Raw genomic sequence first — 14,232 nt, 5'->3', positions numbered from 1 at the left:
CACGATGTCGACCAACTTTGTCGACGTCGGCACGTGTTATAATCAGTGGTGGGCAAAAAGCCACCACACAGCCTGTGTTGCGTCGCTGCCGAGCGCTTGAATGATTGAGGTTGAGACAGAATGCAAAACCTATCCAGGGCGCTGATTACTTGACTTGCAGCAGCAACATGTCCTGAGGTCACATTCCGGATTCTGGCGGAGAAAACCATGACGGAGCGAAAACACCCGGCCACCCTGCGCGATGTTGCCGCCGCGGCAGGGGTTGATGTCTCTACCGTTTCGCGCACGCTGCAAAGCAAGGGCCGTGTCGGCGAAGACACCAGAGCACGCATTCTTGAAGCTGCGGAACGGCTGAACTATCAAAGCAACCCGATTGCCCGTGCTCTCAAAACCGCACGTTCGTCAACGATACTGATGATGGTGCCGCAGATCGAAAACCCGATTTTCGCCTCGGCAATCATCGGAGCCGAGGCGGAAGCACGCGCCGCAGGCTATTCGCTCCTAGTTTGCTATGAGCAGAGCGACGGGCCTGAACTGATGACCGAAATTTCCCGTTCCAGCCTGATCGAGGGTGTTGTTGTTGCCAGTTTTGACGAGGATGGAAGGCTGCGCAACACCATGTCATCCACCGACCGGCCACATGTGATTCTGAACCGGCATCTGCCGGGCGAGCAGAACTGCGTTGCAATCGACACCCGGCTGGCAGCGCGCATTGGTGTTGCACATCTGATTGAAAACGGGCACCGGCGAATTGGCCATCTGGCGGGGCGACTGGGTCGTTTCAACGGTGAAATGCGCAGGTCTGGCTGGCGGGAAACCATGGCCGAAGCCGGACTGGATCACGGGGATGATCTTGTGGCCGAGGCAGGCTACAGCCCCGAACTGGTTCCCGACGCCGTGGACAGGCTTGTCGCCCGGGGCGTCACCGCTATCCACGCAGCAACCCTTCTGACTGCGGTTACGGCAATCGCACGCCTGCATGAAATCGGCACGTCCGTTCCGGGCGAAATCTCTGTCGTCACCATGCATGACGACCTTCTTGCCCGTGTTGTCTATCCTCAGGTCACAACCGTGGCACTGCCATCGGACGAAATGGGCCGGGTTGCTGTGCGCCGGTTGCTGGGACTGATTCGGCAGGACGGTTCGGGCGGCAGAAGCCCGGTTCTCCTGCCTCCCGGCCAACTGATTATCCGCGGATCCGTGGCTCCACCTACTCAGGATTGACATTTGCAGCAAATCTGCTCAAATGCAGTTGAACAAACGTTTGCTCAAATTGGAAACAGGGTTGACCGGTTTGAGCTGTGGGGAGGAAGCACAGTGACAAAACTTGATCCCGGCGCCGAGTTCTCGGCGCTGATCGGAGAGGAAAATGTCCTAACCGATGAAGCTGCCCGGTCGGGCTATGCACATGACCGCCTGCCATACGCGAATTTCCGCGCTCGTGAGGGCGCTTTGGTCGGCACGCTTCCGGGACTGGTTCTGCGGCCAAAAACTACGGAAGAGGTGGCAGCCGTCGTGCGCAAGGCGGGCGAACTGGATTTGCCCCTGATCCCCTACGGGCGTGGCTCCGGCGTTCTGGGCGGCATCATTCCGCTTGGCAATGAACTGATGCTCGACGTGCGAAGAATGAACCGGATTCTTGAGCTTGACCGGGAAAACCACCTCGTAACGGTTGAAGCCGGTATGCACGGTGAAGATTTTGAAGATGCGTTAAACGCTCAAGGGTTCACTTGCGGCCACCTGCCACAATCACTGACGATTTCAACCGTAGGCGGCTGGGCCGCGTGCCGGGGTGGCGGGCAGGAATCCAGCCGATACGGAAAAATTGAAAACATTGTCGTTGGTCTCAAGGCGATACTGCCAGACGGCGAAGTGCTGGACATCCGGCCTCTGCCAAAGCGCGCCTCAGGCCCTTCGATCCTGGACCTTATTGTTGGCAATGAAGGCACGCTGGCTGTTATCACCCAGTTGACCATGCGGATATGGACGCTGCCAGAGGCAGAGGAAAAGATAGTTCTGGCCCTGCCCGACCGGGAAGCGGCGCTCAATCTTGGTCGGAAAATCATGCAGGCAGGGCTGCATCCGCGCATCGTCAGACTTTATGACGAAAAGGAAACCGCAGGCCGAACCGAAGGAATTGCCGCCTTTGGCGACCGCCCTGTAATGGCCAATATTGTGCTGTGCGGAGAAGCTGCCATCGTGGCCGCGGAAGCTGTCATCGTGCGCGAATTTGCCGCCAGTGTTGATGCCGTTGAAACTGAAACCCGGCCCTTCGATGAATGGCGCAAGAGCCGCTATGTCTCGATCACCAAACAGTGGCTCGAAAAGGGCTATTACAACGATACGATAGAGGTGACGGTTAACTGGACCAAAGCCACCTCGCTTTACGACACCATAGCTGCGCGCATTGCGCAGGTTGCACCCGATGCGCATTTCAGCGCCCACTGGTCGCATGTCTACCCGGAAGGGGTTTGCCAATACATGACGATCCGCCTGCCGCCAATGGACCAGGCAAAGGCTCTGCCGCTTCACGCCGAGCTGTGGGAAATTGCCACCGGCGAAACGCTGGCTCACGGCGGCTCAATTGCCCATCACCATGGCAGTGGCCTTTTCCGCGGCCCATGGATGGATGGCGAGCACGGCGCCGGCATGGAGGTTTTGCGAAGGATCAAGGCCGCTATCGACCCTCAGAATCTCTTCAACCCCGGCAAGCTGGGCTTCCCGCCTCGTCCCAATGCAATCGACCCGTATCGTGACAGGTCAACCCATGAGCAGTGACACCCTGCTGCTCGGCATTGATCTCGGCGCAGGCTCGCTGAAGTCGACGGTGATCAACGGCTCCGGCACCGTTGTGGCCACGGCTTCACTGCCGGTGGAGACTCTGTCGCCAAAGCCCGGTTTCAGCGAGCAGGATCCGGAAGGCTGGTGGAGCGCGCTGACCGGATCTCTGCGCAAAATCTGGGCAATGGGCGTCGATCCAGCTCAGATAGCCGCTGTTTCAGTTACAGCCGGCGCACACACTCATGTTCTGACAGACAGCAATGGGCGCATTCTGCGCCCGGCGATCATGTGGAATGATCAACGCTCGGGCGTGCAGGTTGACAAGGCGCGCGCAGCGCAAGGCCGCGAAATCCTTGCTCTCTCCGGCAATCGGATCAGCGCAACCTGGAGCTTGCCTCAACTGATGTGGGTGCGGGAGCAGGAGCCCGAAACGCACGCGGCCATTCGCTGCGTGCTGCCCGCCAAGGATTGGCTGCGCTTCCGGCTGGACGGCACTATTGCCACAGAGGTGACCGATGCCTGGGGCCTGATGCTGGCGGACGCGCAGGCAGGTGGCTGGTCAGATGCGCTATGCGCAATGGCCGGATTGTCTGTCGATGCACTGCCTCCCATTCTGGCCTCAACAGCCGTAACCGGCAAGGTTACAGCCCAGGCTGCGGCTCAGACCGGCCTTCGGCAGGGCACGGTGGTGATTTGTGGAACCTCCGACACCAACGCGGAAACTTATGCCGCTGGCATGACGCGACCCGGAATTGGCGCCCTGAAACTGGCCACTGCTGGCACGGTTTCCACCCTGACGGCGTCACCGGCATTTTCCGAAGATGTGATCCACTATCCGCATCTCGTGCCGCAGCATTACTATGCCATTCTCGGAACCAACTCGTGTGCGTCGGCCCATCGCTGGCTGCGCGATGCATTGTTCGCAGATATTGGCTTTGATGGCATGGACAAGCAGGCACAAACCGCACCGGCGGGATGCGAGGGCCTGTTGTTTCACCCCTATCTGAACGGCGAGCGCAGCCCCTATTGGGACCCGGACCTGCGCGCATCTTTTGTCGGACTGGGCTTTGGCCACAGTGCCCCGCATATTTGCCGGGCCCTGTATGAGGGCATTGCATATACGCTGCGCGACTGTCTGGCTGTATTGCAGGACAGGCACATGGGCTTTGACACCGCCCGCCTTGTCGGCGGGGGTACGCGCAGCGCGTTGTGGCGGCAGATCATTGCCGACGTGACGGGCCTGACAATCGAAATACCGGCGGAAGGTGATGCCTCCTACGGTGCCGCATTGATTGCTGGCATTGGCGTTGGCGTGTTTGCCGATACCGATGATGCCGCACGGGTGATCAGGGTCAGCGAAACATTGCAGCCTGATCCGGCCAATGCAGATGTTTATGCAAGGGGGTTCGCAAGGTTCCGCGCGGCCAAAGAGGCCCTCACCTCACTGAACCATAGCACTGTGCGTGAACTGAGGGAGGGTAAATAATGGCCGAGGTCAGCCTGCGCAAATTGCGCAAGACGTACGGCACCGTTGTCGCTGTTGAAGGTGTGGATCTGGAAATCGCCCAAGGTGAGTTGGTTGTCCTCCTGGGACCTTCAGGCTGCGGGAAATCGACCACCCTGCGCATGGTGGCAGGGCTGGAAAGCATCAGTTCCGGGCAATTGCTGATCGGAGGCAGAGACGTTACCGCGCTGGAGCCGAAGGACCGCGACATCGCGATGGTCTTCCAGAACTACGCCCTGTACCCGCACAAGACCATTCGCGCCAATATGTCATTTGGCCTGAAAATGCGCGGAACGGAGGCAAACGAGTTCACCCGGCGGGTCGATGATGCAGCGCGAATGCTGGATATCACCCATCTTCTGGATCGCAAGCCTGGCCAGTTGTCTGGTGGGCAGATGCAGCGTGTTGCCCTGGGCCGGGCACTGGTGCGTCATCCCGCAGTGTTTCTGCTGGATGAGCCATTGTCCAATCTCGACGCCAAGTTGCGGGCTCGAATGCGTGAAGAGATTGCGCTTCTGCAGCGACGCATCGGCAAGGCGATGATTTACGTGACGCATGATCAGGTTGAGGCGATGACGCTCGCCGACCGTATCGTGATTATGCGCGACGGCCATGTTCAACAGATCGGCTCACCGCTGGAGGTTTACGACCGGCCGGCCAATGCCTTTGTGGCCGGCTTCATCGGATCGCCCGAAATGAACCTGCTTGAGGGCGAGCTTTCGGGAGGAAAGCTTGCTCTGGGAGGCGGCGTTTCGATAGGCGCCCCTGCATGGCTGGGCGCGCAACAACGACCGGTCACTATCGGTATCCGGCCAGAAGGTCTGGCAATCAGCGAGAGCGGGCAGCCGCTTTCTGTCAGGGCCATTGAACAACTGGGCTCGCAGACTCTGCTGATTGGTGAACTGGCAGGCCAGCGCATGCGCCTGATGACAGGGCGCCGCGACGACATTGCTCTGGGCAGCACAGTGCCAGTCGCACTGCCCGAAGCCGCGCTTCACCTTTTTGACCGCACAAGCGGCGAGAGACTGGGAGCCGGAGCCTAGCGTGTTTCAGGTGACCATTCGGTCCCCTGCGGCACGCTAACTCTTTGTATTGGCACATTGTCCTGCCGTTGAAACGTAAGTGTTTCAACGGGAAATGCTTAAAAGACTTGCATTAAGGGAGGGCCGCGCCTTTCGCGGATCATAGGTGGAGGAAACTATGAAAGACCACAGGAACAGCCGCGGATTGTTAACGCGCAGACAAACATTGCTGGGTGCCGGAAGTCTCGGGCTTGGCGTTGCACTTTCCGGCCTTGCCGCCCCCGCCGTGCGGGCGCAGGGATCCCGCCCGATCCGGTTTCTGAACTGTGAAACCGGCAAAGACACACTGGCGTTTTTTGCCAGCATGGCAGACGAATATCAGACGAAAACCGGCATCGAGGTGATTGTCGATTCCGTTCCGCTGGATGAGACATTCACCAAAATCACCAACGGAATTCGGTCCGGCGCGCCATATGATGTCGCCAATGTCGGCTATATCGGCCAGGTTCTGATGCTGGCTGACCAAGACCTGATTGTGCCGCTGAACGAGTTGACCGACGACTACAAGTGGGGGAACAACATTCTGTTCCCGATAGACGACAAGGTGTTCTGGTATCCTTTCGACTACAACCTTGCGCTGATCTACTATCGCAAGGACCTTTACGAAGGCAAAGGCCTCAAAATACCCAACACCTGGGATGAGTTTGTCGGCAATTCCGAGGCTCTGGTTGAAGGTCGCCAGCGGGGCAGCCTGTTCCCGATCGGCTCGAACGGCGCTTCGAACTGGATGTCCTTTGCGTTTCTCTGGGCAGACGGCGTCAAACTGTTTGACGACCAGTGGAATGTCATTCTTGACGATGATGTGATGCGCCCGAAAGTGGCAGCCTATCTGGACTTCATGGCCCGGCTTTACCCGACCATGCCTCCCGGCGCATTGCAGGCTGGCTATTCCGACGTGCTGTCAAACCTGGTCGCAGGCACGGTTGGCCACGCAGCCTATGCCGGTCGCGTTTATGAGGCGGCAGCGCGCGACAACCCCGCAATGGCCGAAAATCTGGACATCATGCCCTACATGGACAGCAGCGGAGCCAACAAGGCGGTCAGCCATGGTTATGATGGCTGGGTGGTGATGAAAACTGACAATACCGGCCCGGCCATGGATTTCATGCGGTGGTTGACGACAGACAAGATCGTCGACTTCCTGCATACGGCACCGGTTCACTTCCAACCGGCGCGGCTGGACATTTATGATGATCCTCGCTGGCGCGATAATGCGCTGATCAAGCAGTTTGACGGGCAGATCGAGGAAATGCATCGGTTGATCACGGATCCTTCCGTCATTCTGACATCGATCGACACTCAGGGCCCTGCGCCCGATGTTCGTCCCGGCAAGGTGCTGGAATCCTTTGTCATGCCCGAAATGCTTCAGAACAAGCTGCTGCGTGGCATGTCATCAGACGATGCAGTGACAGCCGCCGCGGCCAAGATGCGCGAAGTCATAGCGTAATCTGGAATGCGGGGGAGGACATCCCTCCCCCGCACTGACGTTTCAAGCCGACCCATGAGGAGATTTCAATGACCCGCTGGCTGCTGCCGGGCTTTCTGGGCGTCGGCATAATCGCGACGCTGCTGCTGATTGTCGGCCCCGCACTTTATGCGGTTTCCCTCAGCTTCTATGACATGCCGTCGCTTACGGCTGAGCCCGTCTGGGTGGGATTCAGCAAATATGCCGAGGTTTTGTCGAGCGGTGCCTTCTGGAACGCCTTGTGGAACGGCATTGTCTATGCCGGTCTGGCCATTGTGCTTCAGGTTGTGCTGGGCATTGGCTTTGCCCTGCTTCTGAACCAGAATTTCATAGGGCGCACCCTGCTGCGCGGTCTGGCTTTCCTGCCATACCTCCTGCCCACTGTCGTGGCAGTGCTGGTCTTCAAATGGATGGTGGATGGCTCACTCGGCATTGTCACCATCAAGATGGATGACTGGGGTCTTCCGCCAATCTGGTGGTTTGAAACCGAGCGCGCTGCGATGTTTTCCGTCATCCTGATTTCGGTCTGGCTGTGGACGCCGTTTGTCACAACCACTTTTCTTGCCGGTCTGCAAACTGTTCCGCCCCAGCTTTACGAGGCCGCGCGGGTTGATGGCGCGGGCCCTATCCGGCGGTTCCTGCATGTAACCCTCCCCTCGCTCAGGCCTATTCTAACGGTTATCATCCTGCTGCGCGGCGTGTGGATGTTCAACAAATTCGACGTGATCTGGCTGACCACAGGAGGTGGGCCGCTGGGCTCGACCGAGCACCTGCCGGTTCTGGCTTACCGCGAGGCATTTGCCCTTTATGACATTGGCACGGGTGCAACAATCGCCACCCTGTCATTCCTTGTCCTAATGCTTGCAGTGACTCTTTACTTCCGGTTTTTCCCAATGGAGACGGGCAAATGACGCACCCCATTACAGCGCAACGCGTCGCTGGTCGCGTCGGCATCTACTTCGCGGCCATTGTATTGGCGATCTACAGCGCTTTTCCCATCTACTGGATGATTGTGTCGTCGCTTCGCCCGACGCAGGAATTGCTTATGGAGCCGACTCTCTGGCCGGAGCGGTGGACATTTGAGTATTACAGAAGCCTCTTGGCCCAGACGGACTATCCGCGCCAGTTCCTGAACAGCCTGATCGTGGCGGTTACAACCGTTGTGCTGACCATGATCCTTTCGGTCATGATTGCCTATGGCGTGACCCGGCAGCGCATTCGCGGCAAGCAGATGATCATTGCCGGTATGCTGTATGCCTACATGTTTCCGCCGCTGTTGCTGGCCATCCCGCTCTACTCGATGATGACCTTTATCGGGTTGAACAACACACTGTTGTCTCTGGTCATTTCACATCTGACCATCACCATGCCGCTTGGCGTCTGGTTTCTGTGGGGTTTTTTCAAGACAATGCCGTTCGAGCTGGAAGAAGCGGCCATGGTCGATGGCTGCACGAGGCTCGGCGCGTTTCTTCGGGTGGTTCTGCCGCTAACGGCGCCTGGGCTCGTTACGGTTGCAATCTTTGCATTCCTGTTGTCCTGGACAGACTACACCTTTGCGCTGGTCATGATCAGTTCGGATGCCAACAAAACGGTGCCTTTGGGCCTGGCCTCAATGATTGGGGCGTTTGACCTGCGGTGGGGTGATGTGATGGCGGGTTCAACGTTGATCGCAATGCCGCTTTTCGCCGCCTTTATCGCCTTGTCGCGCTACTTCGTGCAGGGGCTGACTGCTGGCGCGGTGAAAGGATAGCCCACATGACAATCCGCATTCTGGGTGCCCCTCAACGCTATGTGCAGGGGCCGGGTGCCATTGATCGGCTGGCCGAAGAGGTGGCGATCTTCGGATCAGGGCCAGTGGCTGTGATCATCGATCCTGTAGCGCGTCAGCTTCTGGGCGAGCGCATCCTGCAATTGCTGCCGCAGGCGCGGCTTCTGGAATTTGGCGGGGAATGCACCGCCGGGGAGATCGACGCCCGCGCTGCGGAAACGCAAGGTGCCGCGATCATCCTGGGTGTTGGCGGGGGCAAAGCCATCGACACCGCCAAGGGGGCCGCCATCATCAGCGGCCTGCCGGTTGGAATTGTGCCGACAATAGCCTCAAATGACAGCCCGACCAGCCACATCGCGGTGGTGTACACCCCTGACCACGCAGTGGAAGGTGTGCGCCGCATGCGAACCAATCCTGCGCTTGTGCTGGTCGACACGGCAATTATCGCCGGTGCTCCAAGGCGCTTTCTGGCCGCCGGAATTGGCGATGCCATGTCAAAACCATATGAACTCGCCGGGGCAGTGGCTGGCAAAGGACTGAACTTCTTTGGCGGACAGCCCACCGAACTGACGCTTGCAATTGTCGAGCGGGCGCGGGCCATTCTTCTGGCCGACGGTCTGGCAGCCATGGCGGCAACCAAGCCGAACGAAGCGTTTGAGCGTGTGGTTGAAGCAGCGGTTCTTTTGAGCGGTCTGGCATTTGAAAGCGGCGGCCTGTCCATCGCACATTCCATGGTGCGCGGATTTTCAACCGTGCCGCAACTGAGCGGCTTGCTGCATGGCGAGATGGTGGCGCTTGGCACATTAACCCAGATCGCCGCTGGTCAGGGTGATGAAGCAGAGCTTGGCGATCTGGCACAATTTCTGGAGAGCATCGGACTGCCCACCCGGTTTGCCCCGTTTGGCATTACGGACGAAGCCACATTCCGCCGCATGGCAGAGGTCGCACTCGGCGCGCCCTATGCCAGCAATTATTACCGCAGCCTTGAACCGGATGATCTTGTGCGGGCCATGCAACTGCTGAACGAACGGATTTGATTGATATGACAAGCAGGGGAAATGTCGTGGTGACGGGCGGGGGCACCGGTATAGGACTTGCAACATCGCGGTTGCTGGCGGCGCGGGGCTGGCAGGTCACGGCAGCGGGTCTTGAGCGCGATGCGGATTTTCCAGACAATGCCCGTTTTGTCGAATGCGATGTAACGCACAAGGAGTCTGTTGCTTCGGCCTTCGCCGGCATTGATCAGCTTGGCGGACTTGTGACATGCGCGGGCACAATACGCTTTGAGCAGGAATGGGAGCCCGAAATATTTGAACGGGTCATGTCCGTTAATGTTACGGGTGTGCTGAACTGCTGCAAGGCGGCCCTGCCCGCCCTGGAATCGTCGGGCGGCTCAGTTGTCAACATTGCGTCTATGTGGAGCTGGTTCGGCAATCCGGTTGCACCGGCTTATGGAACCAGTAAGGGGGCGGTGGCTGCATTGACACGGTCGCTGGCGGTTTCATGGGGCGGGCGCGGAATCCGGGTCAACGCGGTGGCACCGGGCTGGGTGGAAACGCGAATTTCAGAAGGCGCGCGCGCCGATGCAACACGCAAGGCGCGGATTGACGCCCGCATTCCGCTGGGTCGCTGGGCCGCAACAGACGAAATCGCCAAGGTGGTTGCGTTTCTGCTTTCCGACGATGCTTCCTATGTCCACGGTGCAATCATGCCCGTCGATGGCGGCTATCTGGCAAGCTGAAATTGCGGTTGCGCCATAGGCCCAAACCCTGCTGTCGACAGAAGGGGAGCGCGATGGTGATATTGACTGCCACACAAAACCAATCTTCCGCCTCCTGCACCAAATGTGCCAGAAACAGCCAATCCTCGCGCAAATTTGGATCGATAACGGAGGGCGGCGGTGAGGGAAAAGTCAGGTTCAGGACGCATTGAGCTGGATAAGACCGATCTTGCGATTTTGAAAATTCTTCAGTTGGACAACAAGACACCACAACGCCGCATTGCTGAAGCCGTGCATCTGTCTGCACCTGCTGTGCAACGCCGGATCAAACGAATGGAAGAGACAGGGGTTATCGCAGGAAATGCCGCACTGATCGACCCGGCCAAAGTTGGACGCGCTATTACTCTTTTTGTCGAGGTTCAGATGGAAAGTGAACGGGCCGAGATGTTCGACGACGCGAAGCGTTTGTTTTCCTCGGTGCCGGAAGTGCAGCAGTGCTATTATGTGACAGGAGACGTGGATTTTATCCTGATTGTCGTGGTGAGGACTATGGCCGAGTACGAGGTTCTGACGCGGCGTCTGTTTTTTGAAAACCCCAATGTGAAGCGTTTCCGGACTCTTGTTTGCATGGATCGCATCAAAGCAGGACTGACCGTTCCACTGGGATAGTGTGCAGGCTCACCATGCATCCGCTAGATGATCATTCAGCCTGGACGAAACAATGTTGCATTTGCCCCTCCAAATTGGAGCGCTTTTATTGCTGACGGTGAATTAGTGTGGCTCCAGCCCAGATGGAGTGCTGCGATGCCGATCCAATATTTGCACAATACCCTATCCACTCATGCCCAACCTCTTGAGCAGACAGACGCCGAAACACTAGGCCTGACCGCTGTCGAACGCGTGTTTCAAGTGCTGACTTTGCGCGATAACAATGCACCGACGCCACTGCATGCGTTGCCGGGACTTGCGGCTGAACTTGGCCTTGGCTCGCTGCACATCAAGGACGAGGGGTTTCGTCTGGGTCTCGGGAGCTTCAAGGCTCTTGGCGGCGCATATGCGCTCATGATCCTGGTCAAGGAGGAAGCCGAACGCCGCCTTAAGCGGCCGGTCTGTGTAGATGAGCTGATGTCCGATGAGATTGGCGTTATTGCAGCCGGAATGACCTTTGCCTGCGCAACCGACGGGAATCATGGGCGCTCTGTAGCGCAGGGTGCCTCGCTCATAGGCGCCCAGGCAAAAATTTTTGTCCATTCAGGCGTCAGCGACGCTCGGATCGAGGCTATCGCAAGCTTCGGTGCGGAAATCCTGCGGGTCGACGGCAATTATGATGATTCCGTAGCGCAAGCCACCCGCGCAGCCAGGGACAATGGCTGGACGGTCCTGTCTGACACGTCATGGCCGGGTTATGAGTATACACCAAGCCTCGTATCTCAGGGCTACATCGCACTTGTTCACGAGACTCTCGCCGATCTTCCATATCCGCCGACCCATGTCTTTCTTCAGGCCGGAGTTGGCGGCTTCGCCGCTGCAGTTGCAGGGCATATGTCCGTCGTTCTGGGCAGTCACCAGCCACATGTCACTATCGTCGAGCCCGCCCGCTCCGCCTGCCTGTTCGAAAGCGCAAAGGCCGGCACGCTTGTCAAGGTGCAGGGAGACCAGCCGACAATCATGGTCATGCTTGAGTGCTACGAACCCTCCCTGGTTGCGTTCAGGATACTGTCGCGGGTGGCGGACGGCTTCATGACGGTCGATGAGGAGTGCGCCCCTGAAGTCATGCGACGCCTTGCGTCTCCCGCGGCTGGCGATCCGGCGGTGGTTGCAGGTGAGAGCGGGGGAGCAGGGCTTGCGGGACTTATCGCCGTGCAACGCGACCCGGCGCTTGCCGTTCAGATTGGCCTAGGTCCCGAAGCCCGTGTGCTGGTCATCAACACAGAAGGTGCAACAGATTCCACGCTTTACGAAAAGATTGTGGGCCGCAGCCCGGAAGGTGTTCTGAACGCGAATGCAGCATAAGGCTTTCCAGCAGAGTCAGACGCCGTGAGGTCCTGTTGAAAGTTTGGTCACAAAAGCCTGTTGCAGCAAAACTGCCTTGAAACTTATCATATGACTTGCAAATCTCATGTGATAAATAGACATAGAAGCATGCGATTGGAACGGAGATCTGCGCAGTGTCGAAAACAGGTGGCGAGAAGCGGCAAGCAAACGGAACGCTGGTAGAGAACCTCGCCGAAACTCTCCGCGAAGCAATTGTAGCGGGAGAATACAAGGTTGGCGACAAGCTTCCCAGTGAGGCACAACTGACGCTCAATCATGGCGTCAGCCGCACGGTCGTCCGCGAGGCAGTCACGATTCTGCGCGCAGACGGGCTTGTAGAGCCGAGACAAGGCGCTGGCGTTTTCATAATCGATCCGGTCAAGAGCGCGGTCCAGCCCTTTCAGGACATTGATTACAAGAAAATATCGACGGTGCTCGAGCTTCTTGAACTCAGGGCAGCTGTCGAGGTTGAGGCGGCGGGACTTGCCGCGCAACGCCGCTCTCCCGCGCAGGAAGAGGATATGGTGCTGTGTCTGCAACAGATAGACCAATGCGCCGCGGCCGGGCAATCGACCGCTGACGCTGATTTCGCGCTGCATATCTCCATCGCCGCCGCCACGAACAATCATCGCTTTCGCGAATTTCTTGAGATGATTGGTCGAGACATCATCCCACGCGCTGCACTTGGAGTGGACAAAGCAGAACTGAAGTCAAATGTTGAACGGCTTCAAAAGGAACATGCCCAAATTATCGATGCTGTGCTGGACGGCGACGTGGAACGCGCACGCGACGCAATGCGCGTGCATCTGCTGGGTGGAAGGCAGCGATACAGAATGATTCTCCGAAAAGCAGAAAAATTCGTATGACGACTTATTGACGCTTGTACGATAAATATGCATGAGTACGCCAACAAGTGTGCATATTTACGGAGCAACCGCCTTCATGAAACTTTCCGAGCTCAAGTCGGCCCTTGGCAGCGGCCTGCTGTCGTTTCCGGTAACCGCGTTCGATGCTGATGGCGCGTTCAATCCAGAGCCGTACCAGCGCCATGTCAACTGGCTGTCCGGTTATGATGCGTCGATCCTGTTCGCTGCCGGCGGCACAGGTGAGTTCTTCTCGCTGGAGCCTGCGGAAGTGCCACAAATTGTGCGTGCCGCCAAAGAAGCGGCTGGCGATACGCCAATTGTTTCCGGTTGTGGCTACGGCACCCGGACTGCGGTTTCCATTGCAAAAGCCGCCGAAAAATCCGGCGCGGACGGCATTCTGCTTTTGCCGCATTATCTGATTGATGCTCCGCAGGAGGGTCTGTATCAGCATGTTGAAGCGGTGTGCCGCGCAGTCGAAATCGGGGTTGTCGTCTACAATCGCGATAACTCGGTGTTGCAAGCCGACACGCTGGCGCGCCTTTGTGATACATGCCCGAATCTGGTTGGCTTCAAAGATGGCGTTGGCGACATTGCCCTGGTGCGTCAGGTCACTGCCAAGCTGGGCGACCGGCTGACCTATGTGGGTGGCATGCCGACCGCGGAATTGTTTGCCGAAGCTTACCTTGCCGCGGGTTTCACCACTTATTCATCTGCTGTGTTCAACTTCGTGCCGGATCTGGCGCAATTGTTCTACCGGGGTGTGCGGACGGGTGATCGCACGCTTTGCGAAACCATCCTTACAGAATTTTTCTATCCGTTCATGGAGCTGCGCAACCGTCGCAAGGGTTACGCCGTCTCTGCGGTCAAAGCAGGCGTGCGGCTGCGTGGCTTCGAGGCAGGCGCGGTGCGTCCGCCACTTTCAGACCTGACGTCCGACGAAACAGTGCTTCTGGAAAGTATCATTGCAAAAGCCAATGAACTTGTGACGCGGCTCGCCTGACAAGGCCGCACG

13 protein-coding genes are annotated in these 14,232 nt (G+C 58.1%); all 13 read left to right on the top strand.

The window, feature by feature from the left end:
• The first annotated feature begins 207 nt into the window (after positions 1-207).
• The 13 genes from FPY71_RS13070 (at position 208) to kdgD (ending at position 14,220) form a co-directional block, all read left to right on the top strand.
• Positions 208-1,224 carry a LacI family DNA-binding transcriptional regulator gene (locus FPY71_RS13070; RefSeq protein WP_149300749.1) on the top strand — a complete coding sequence of 339 codons (1,017 nt, stop codon included), beginning with the start codon at positions 208-210 and terminating at the stop codon, positions 1,222-1,224.
• A 93-nt stretch (positions 1,225-1,317) separates the two neighbouring features.
• Positions 1,318-2,778 carry an FAD-binding oxidoreductase gene (locus FPY71_RS13065; RefSeq protein WP_188052338.1) on the top strand — a complete coding sequence of 487 codons (1,461 nt, stop codon included), beginning with the start codon at positions 1,318-1,320 and terminating at the stop codon, positions 2,776-2,778.
• A complete protein-coding gene (locus FPY71_RS13060; RefSeq protein WP_149300747.1) occupies positions 2,768-4,267 on the top strand; it encodes a xylulokinase in 1,500 nt (499 codons plus the stop codon). Before FPY71_RS13065 ends, FPY71_RS13060 begins: the two co-directional genes overlap by 11 nt.
• Entirely contained in the window at positions 4,267-5,328 is a 1,062-nt protein-coding gene (locus tag FPY71_RS13055; protein WP_149300746.1) for an ABC transporter ATP-binding protein, read from the top strand. Before FPY71_RS13060 ends, FPY71_RS13055 begins: the two co-directional genes overlap by 1 nt.
• 157 nt (positions 5,329-5,485) lie before the next feature.
• Positions 5,486-6,814, top strand: a complete 1,329-nt coding sequence (locus FPY71_RS13050) for an ABC transporter substrate-binding protein (RefSeq protein WP_149300745.1) — start codon at positions 5,486-5,488, stop codon at positions 6,812-6,814.
• 68 nt (positions 6,815-6,882) lie between these two features.
• Complete coding sequence (locus tag FPY71_RS13045) at positions 6,883-7,743, top strand: carbohydrate ABC transporter permease (RefSeq protein WP_149300744.1); 861 nt, start codon at positions 6,883-6,885, stop codon at positions 7,741-7,743.
• The gene (locus tag FPY71_RS13040; RefSeq protein ID WP_149300743.1) at positions 7,740-8,582 is read left to right on the top strand and encodes a carbohydrate ABC transporter permease; all 843 of its coding nucleotides are present in this window, start codon (positions 7,740-7,742) and stop codon (positions 8,580-8,582) included. Before FPY71_RS13045 ends, FPY71_RS13040 begins: the two co-directional genes overlap by 4 nt.
• Positions 8,583-8,587: 5 nt before the next feature.
• Positions 8,588-9,637: a glycerol dehydrogenase gene (locus FPY71_RS13035; protein WP_149300742.1), complete on the top strand. Its 1,050-nt coding sequence runs from the start codon at positions 8,588-8,590 to the stop codon at positions 9,635-9,637.
• Between the two features lie 5 nt (positions 9,638-9,642).
• Positions 9,643-10,341, top strand: coding sequence for an SDR family NAD(P)-dependent oxidoreductase (locus FPY71_RS13030; RefSeq protein WP_149300741.1), 699 nt, complete (start codon positions 9,643-9,645; stop codon positions 10,339-10,341).
• A gap of 159 nt (positions 10,342-10,500) precedes the next feature.
• Positions 10,501-10,989 carry an Lrp/AsnC family transcriptional regulator gene (locus FPY71_RS13025; protein WP_149300740.1) on the top strand — a complete coding sequence of 163 codons (489 nt, stop codon included), beginning with the start codon at positions 10,501-10,503 and terminating at the stop codon, positions 10,987-10,989.
• A gap of 135 nt (positions 10,990-11,124) precedes the next feature.
• On the top strand, positions 11,125-12,333 hold the full coding sequence (locus tag FPY71_RS13020; RefSeq protein ID WP_149300739.1) for a diaminopropionate ammonia-lyase: 1,209 nt from the start codon (positions 11,125-11,127) through the stop codon (positions 12,331-12,333).
• A 155-nt stretch (positions 12,334-12,488) separates the two neighbouring features.
• Positions 12,489-13,220: a FadR/GntR family transcriptional regulator gene (locus FPY71_RS13015; protein ID WP_149300738.1), complete on the top strand. Its 732-nt coding sequence runs from the start codon at positions 12,489-12,491 to the stop codon at positions 13,218-13,220.
• Between the two features lie 76 nt (positions 13,221-13,296).
• Positions 13,297-14,220: a 5-dehydro-4-deoxyglucarate dehydratase gene (kdgD, locus tag FPY71_RS13010; protein WP_149301097.1), complete on the top strand. Its 924-nt coding sequence runs from the start codon at positions 13,297-13,299 to the stop codon at positions 14,218-14,220.
• Positions 14,221-14,232: the final 12 nt, after the last annotated feature.

Origin of the sequence: Aureimonas fodinaquatilis, assembly GCF_008369445.1 — a bacterium.
GTDB lineage: Bacteria > Pseudomonadota > Alphaproteobacteria > Rhizobiales > Rhizobiaceae > Aureimonas > Aureimonas fodinaquatilis.
This window is presented reverse-complemented; position numbering and strand designations above follow the sequence as displayed.

What these genes read in the sequence shown, in the direction of transcription:
- FPY71_RS13070 (WP_149300749.1), top strand. Translation starts at nt 208, where the DNA reads ATGACGGAGCGAAAACACCCGGCCACCCTGCGCGATGTTGCCGCCGCG.
- FPY71_RS13060 (WP_149300747.1), top strand. Translation starts at nt 2,768, where the DNA reads ATGAGCAGTGACACCCTGCTGCTCGGCATTGATCTCGGCGCAGGCTCG.
- FPY71_RS13055 (WP_149300746.1), top strand. Translation starts at nt 4,267, where the DNA reads ATGGCCGAGGTCAGCCTGCGCAAATTGCGCAAGACGTACGGCACCGTT.
- FPY71_RS13050 (WP_149300745.1), top strand. Translation starts at nt 5,486, where the DNA reads ATGAAAGACCACAGGAACAGCCGCGGATTGTTAACGCGCAGACAAACA.
- FPY71_RS13045 (WP_149300744.1), top strand. Translation starts at nt 6,883, where the DNA reads ATGACCCGCTGGCTGCTGCCGGGCTTTCTGGGCGTCGGCATAATCGCG.
- FPY71_RS13040 (WP_149300743.1), top strand. Translation starts at nt 7,740, where the DNA reads ATGACGCACCCCATTACAGCGCAACGCGTCGCTGGTCGCGTCGGCATC.
- FPY71_RS13035 (WP_149300742.1), top strand. Translation starts at nt 8,588, where the DNA reads ATGACAATCCGCATTCTGGGTGCCCCTCAACGCTATGTGCAGGGGCCG.
- FPY71_RS13030 (WP_149300741.1), top strand. Translation starts at nt 9,643, where the DNA reads ATGACAAGCAGGGGAAATGTCGTGGTGACGGGCGGGGGCACCGGTATA.
- FPY71_RS13020 (WP_149300739.1), top strand. Translation starts at nt 11,125, where the DNA reads ATGCCGATCCAATATTTGCACAATACCCTATCCACTCATGCCCAACCT.
- kdgD (WP_149301097.1), top strand. Translation starts at nt 13,297, where the DNA reads ATGAAACTTTCCGAGCTCAAGTCGGCCCTTGGCAGCGGCCTGCTGTCG.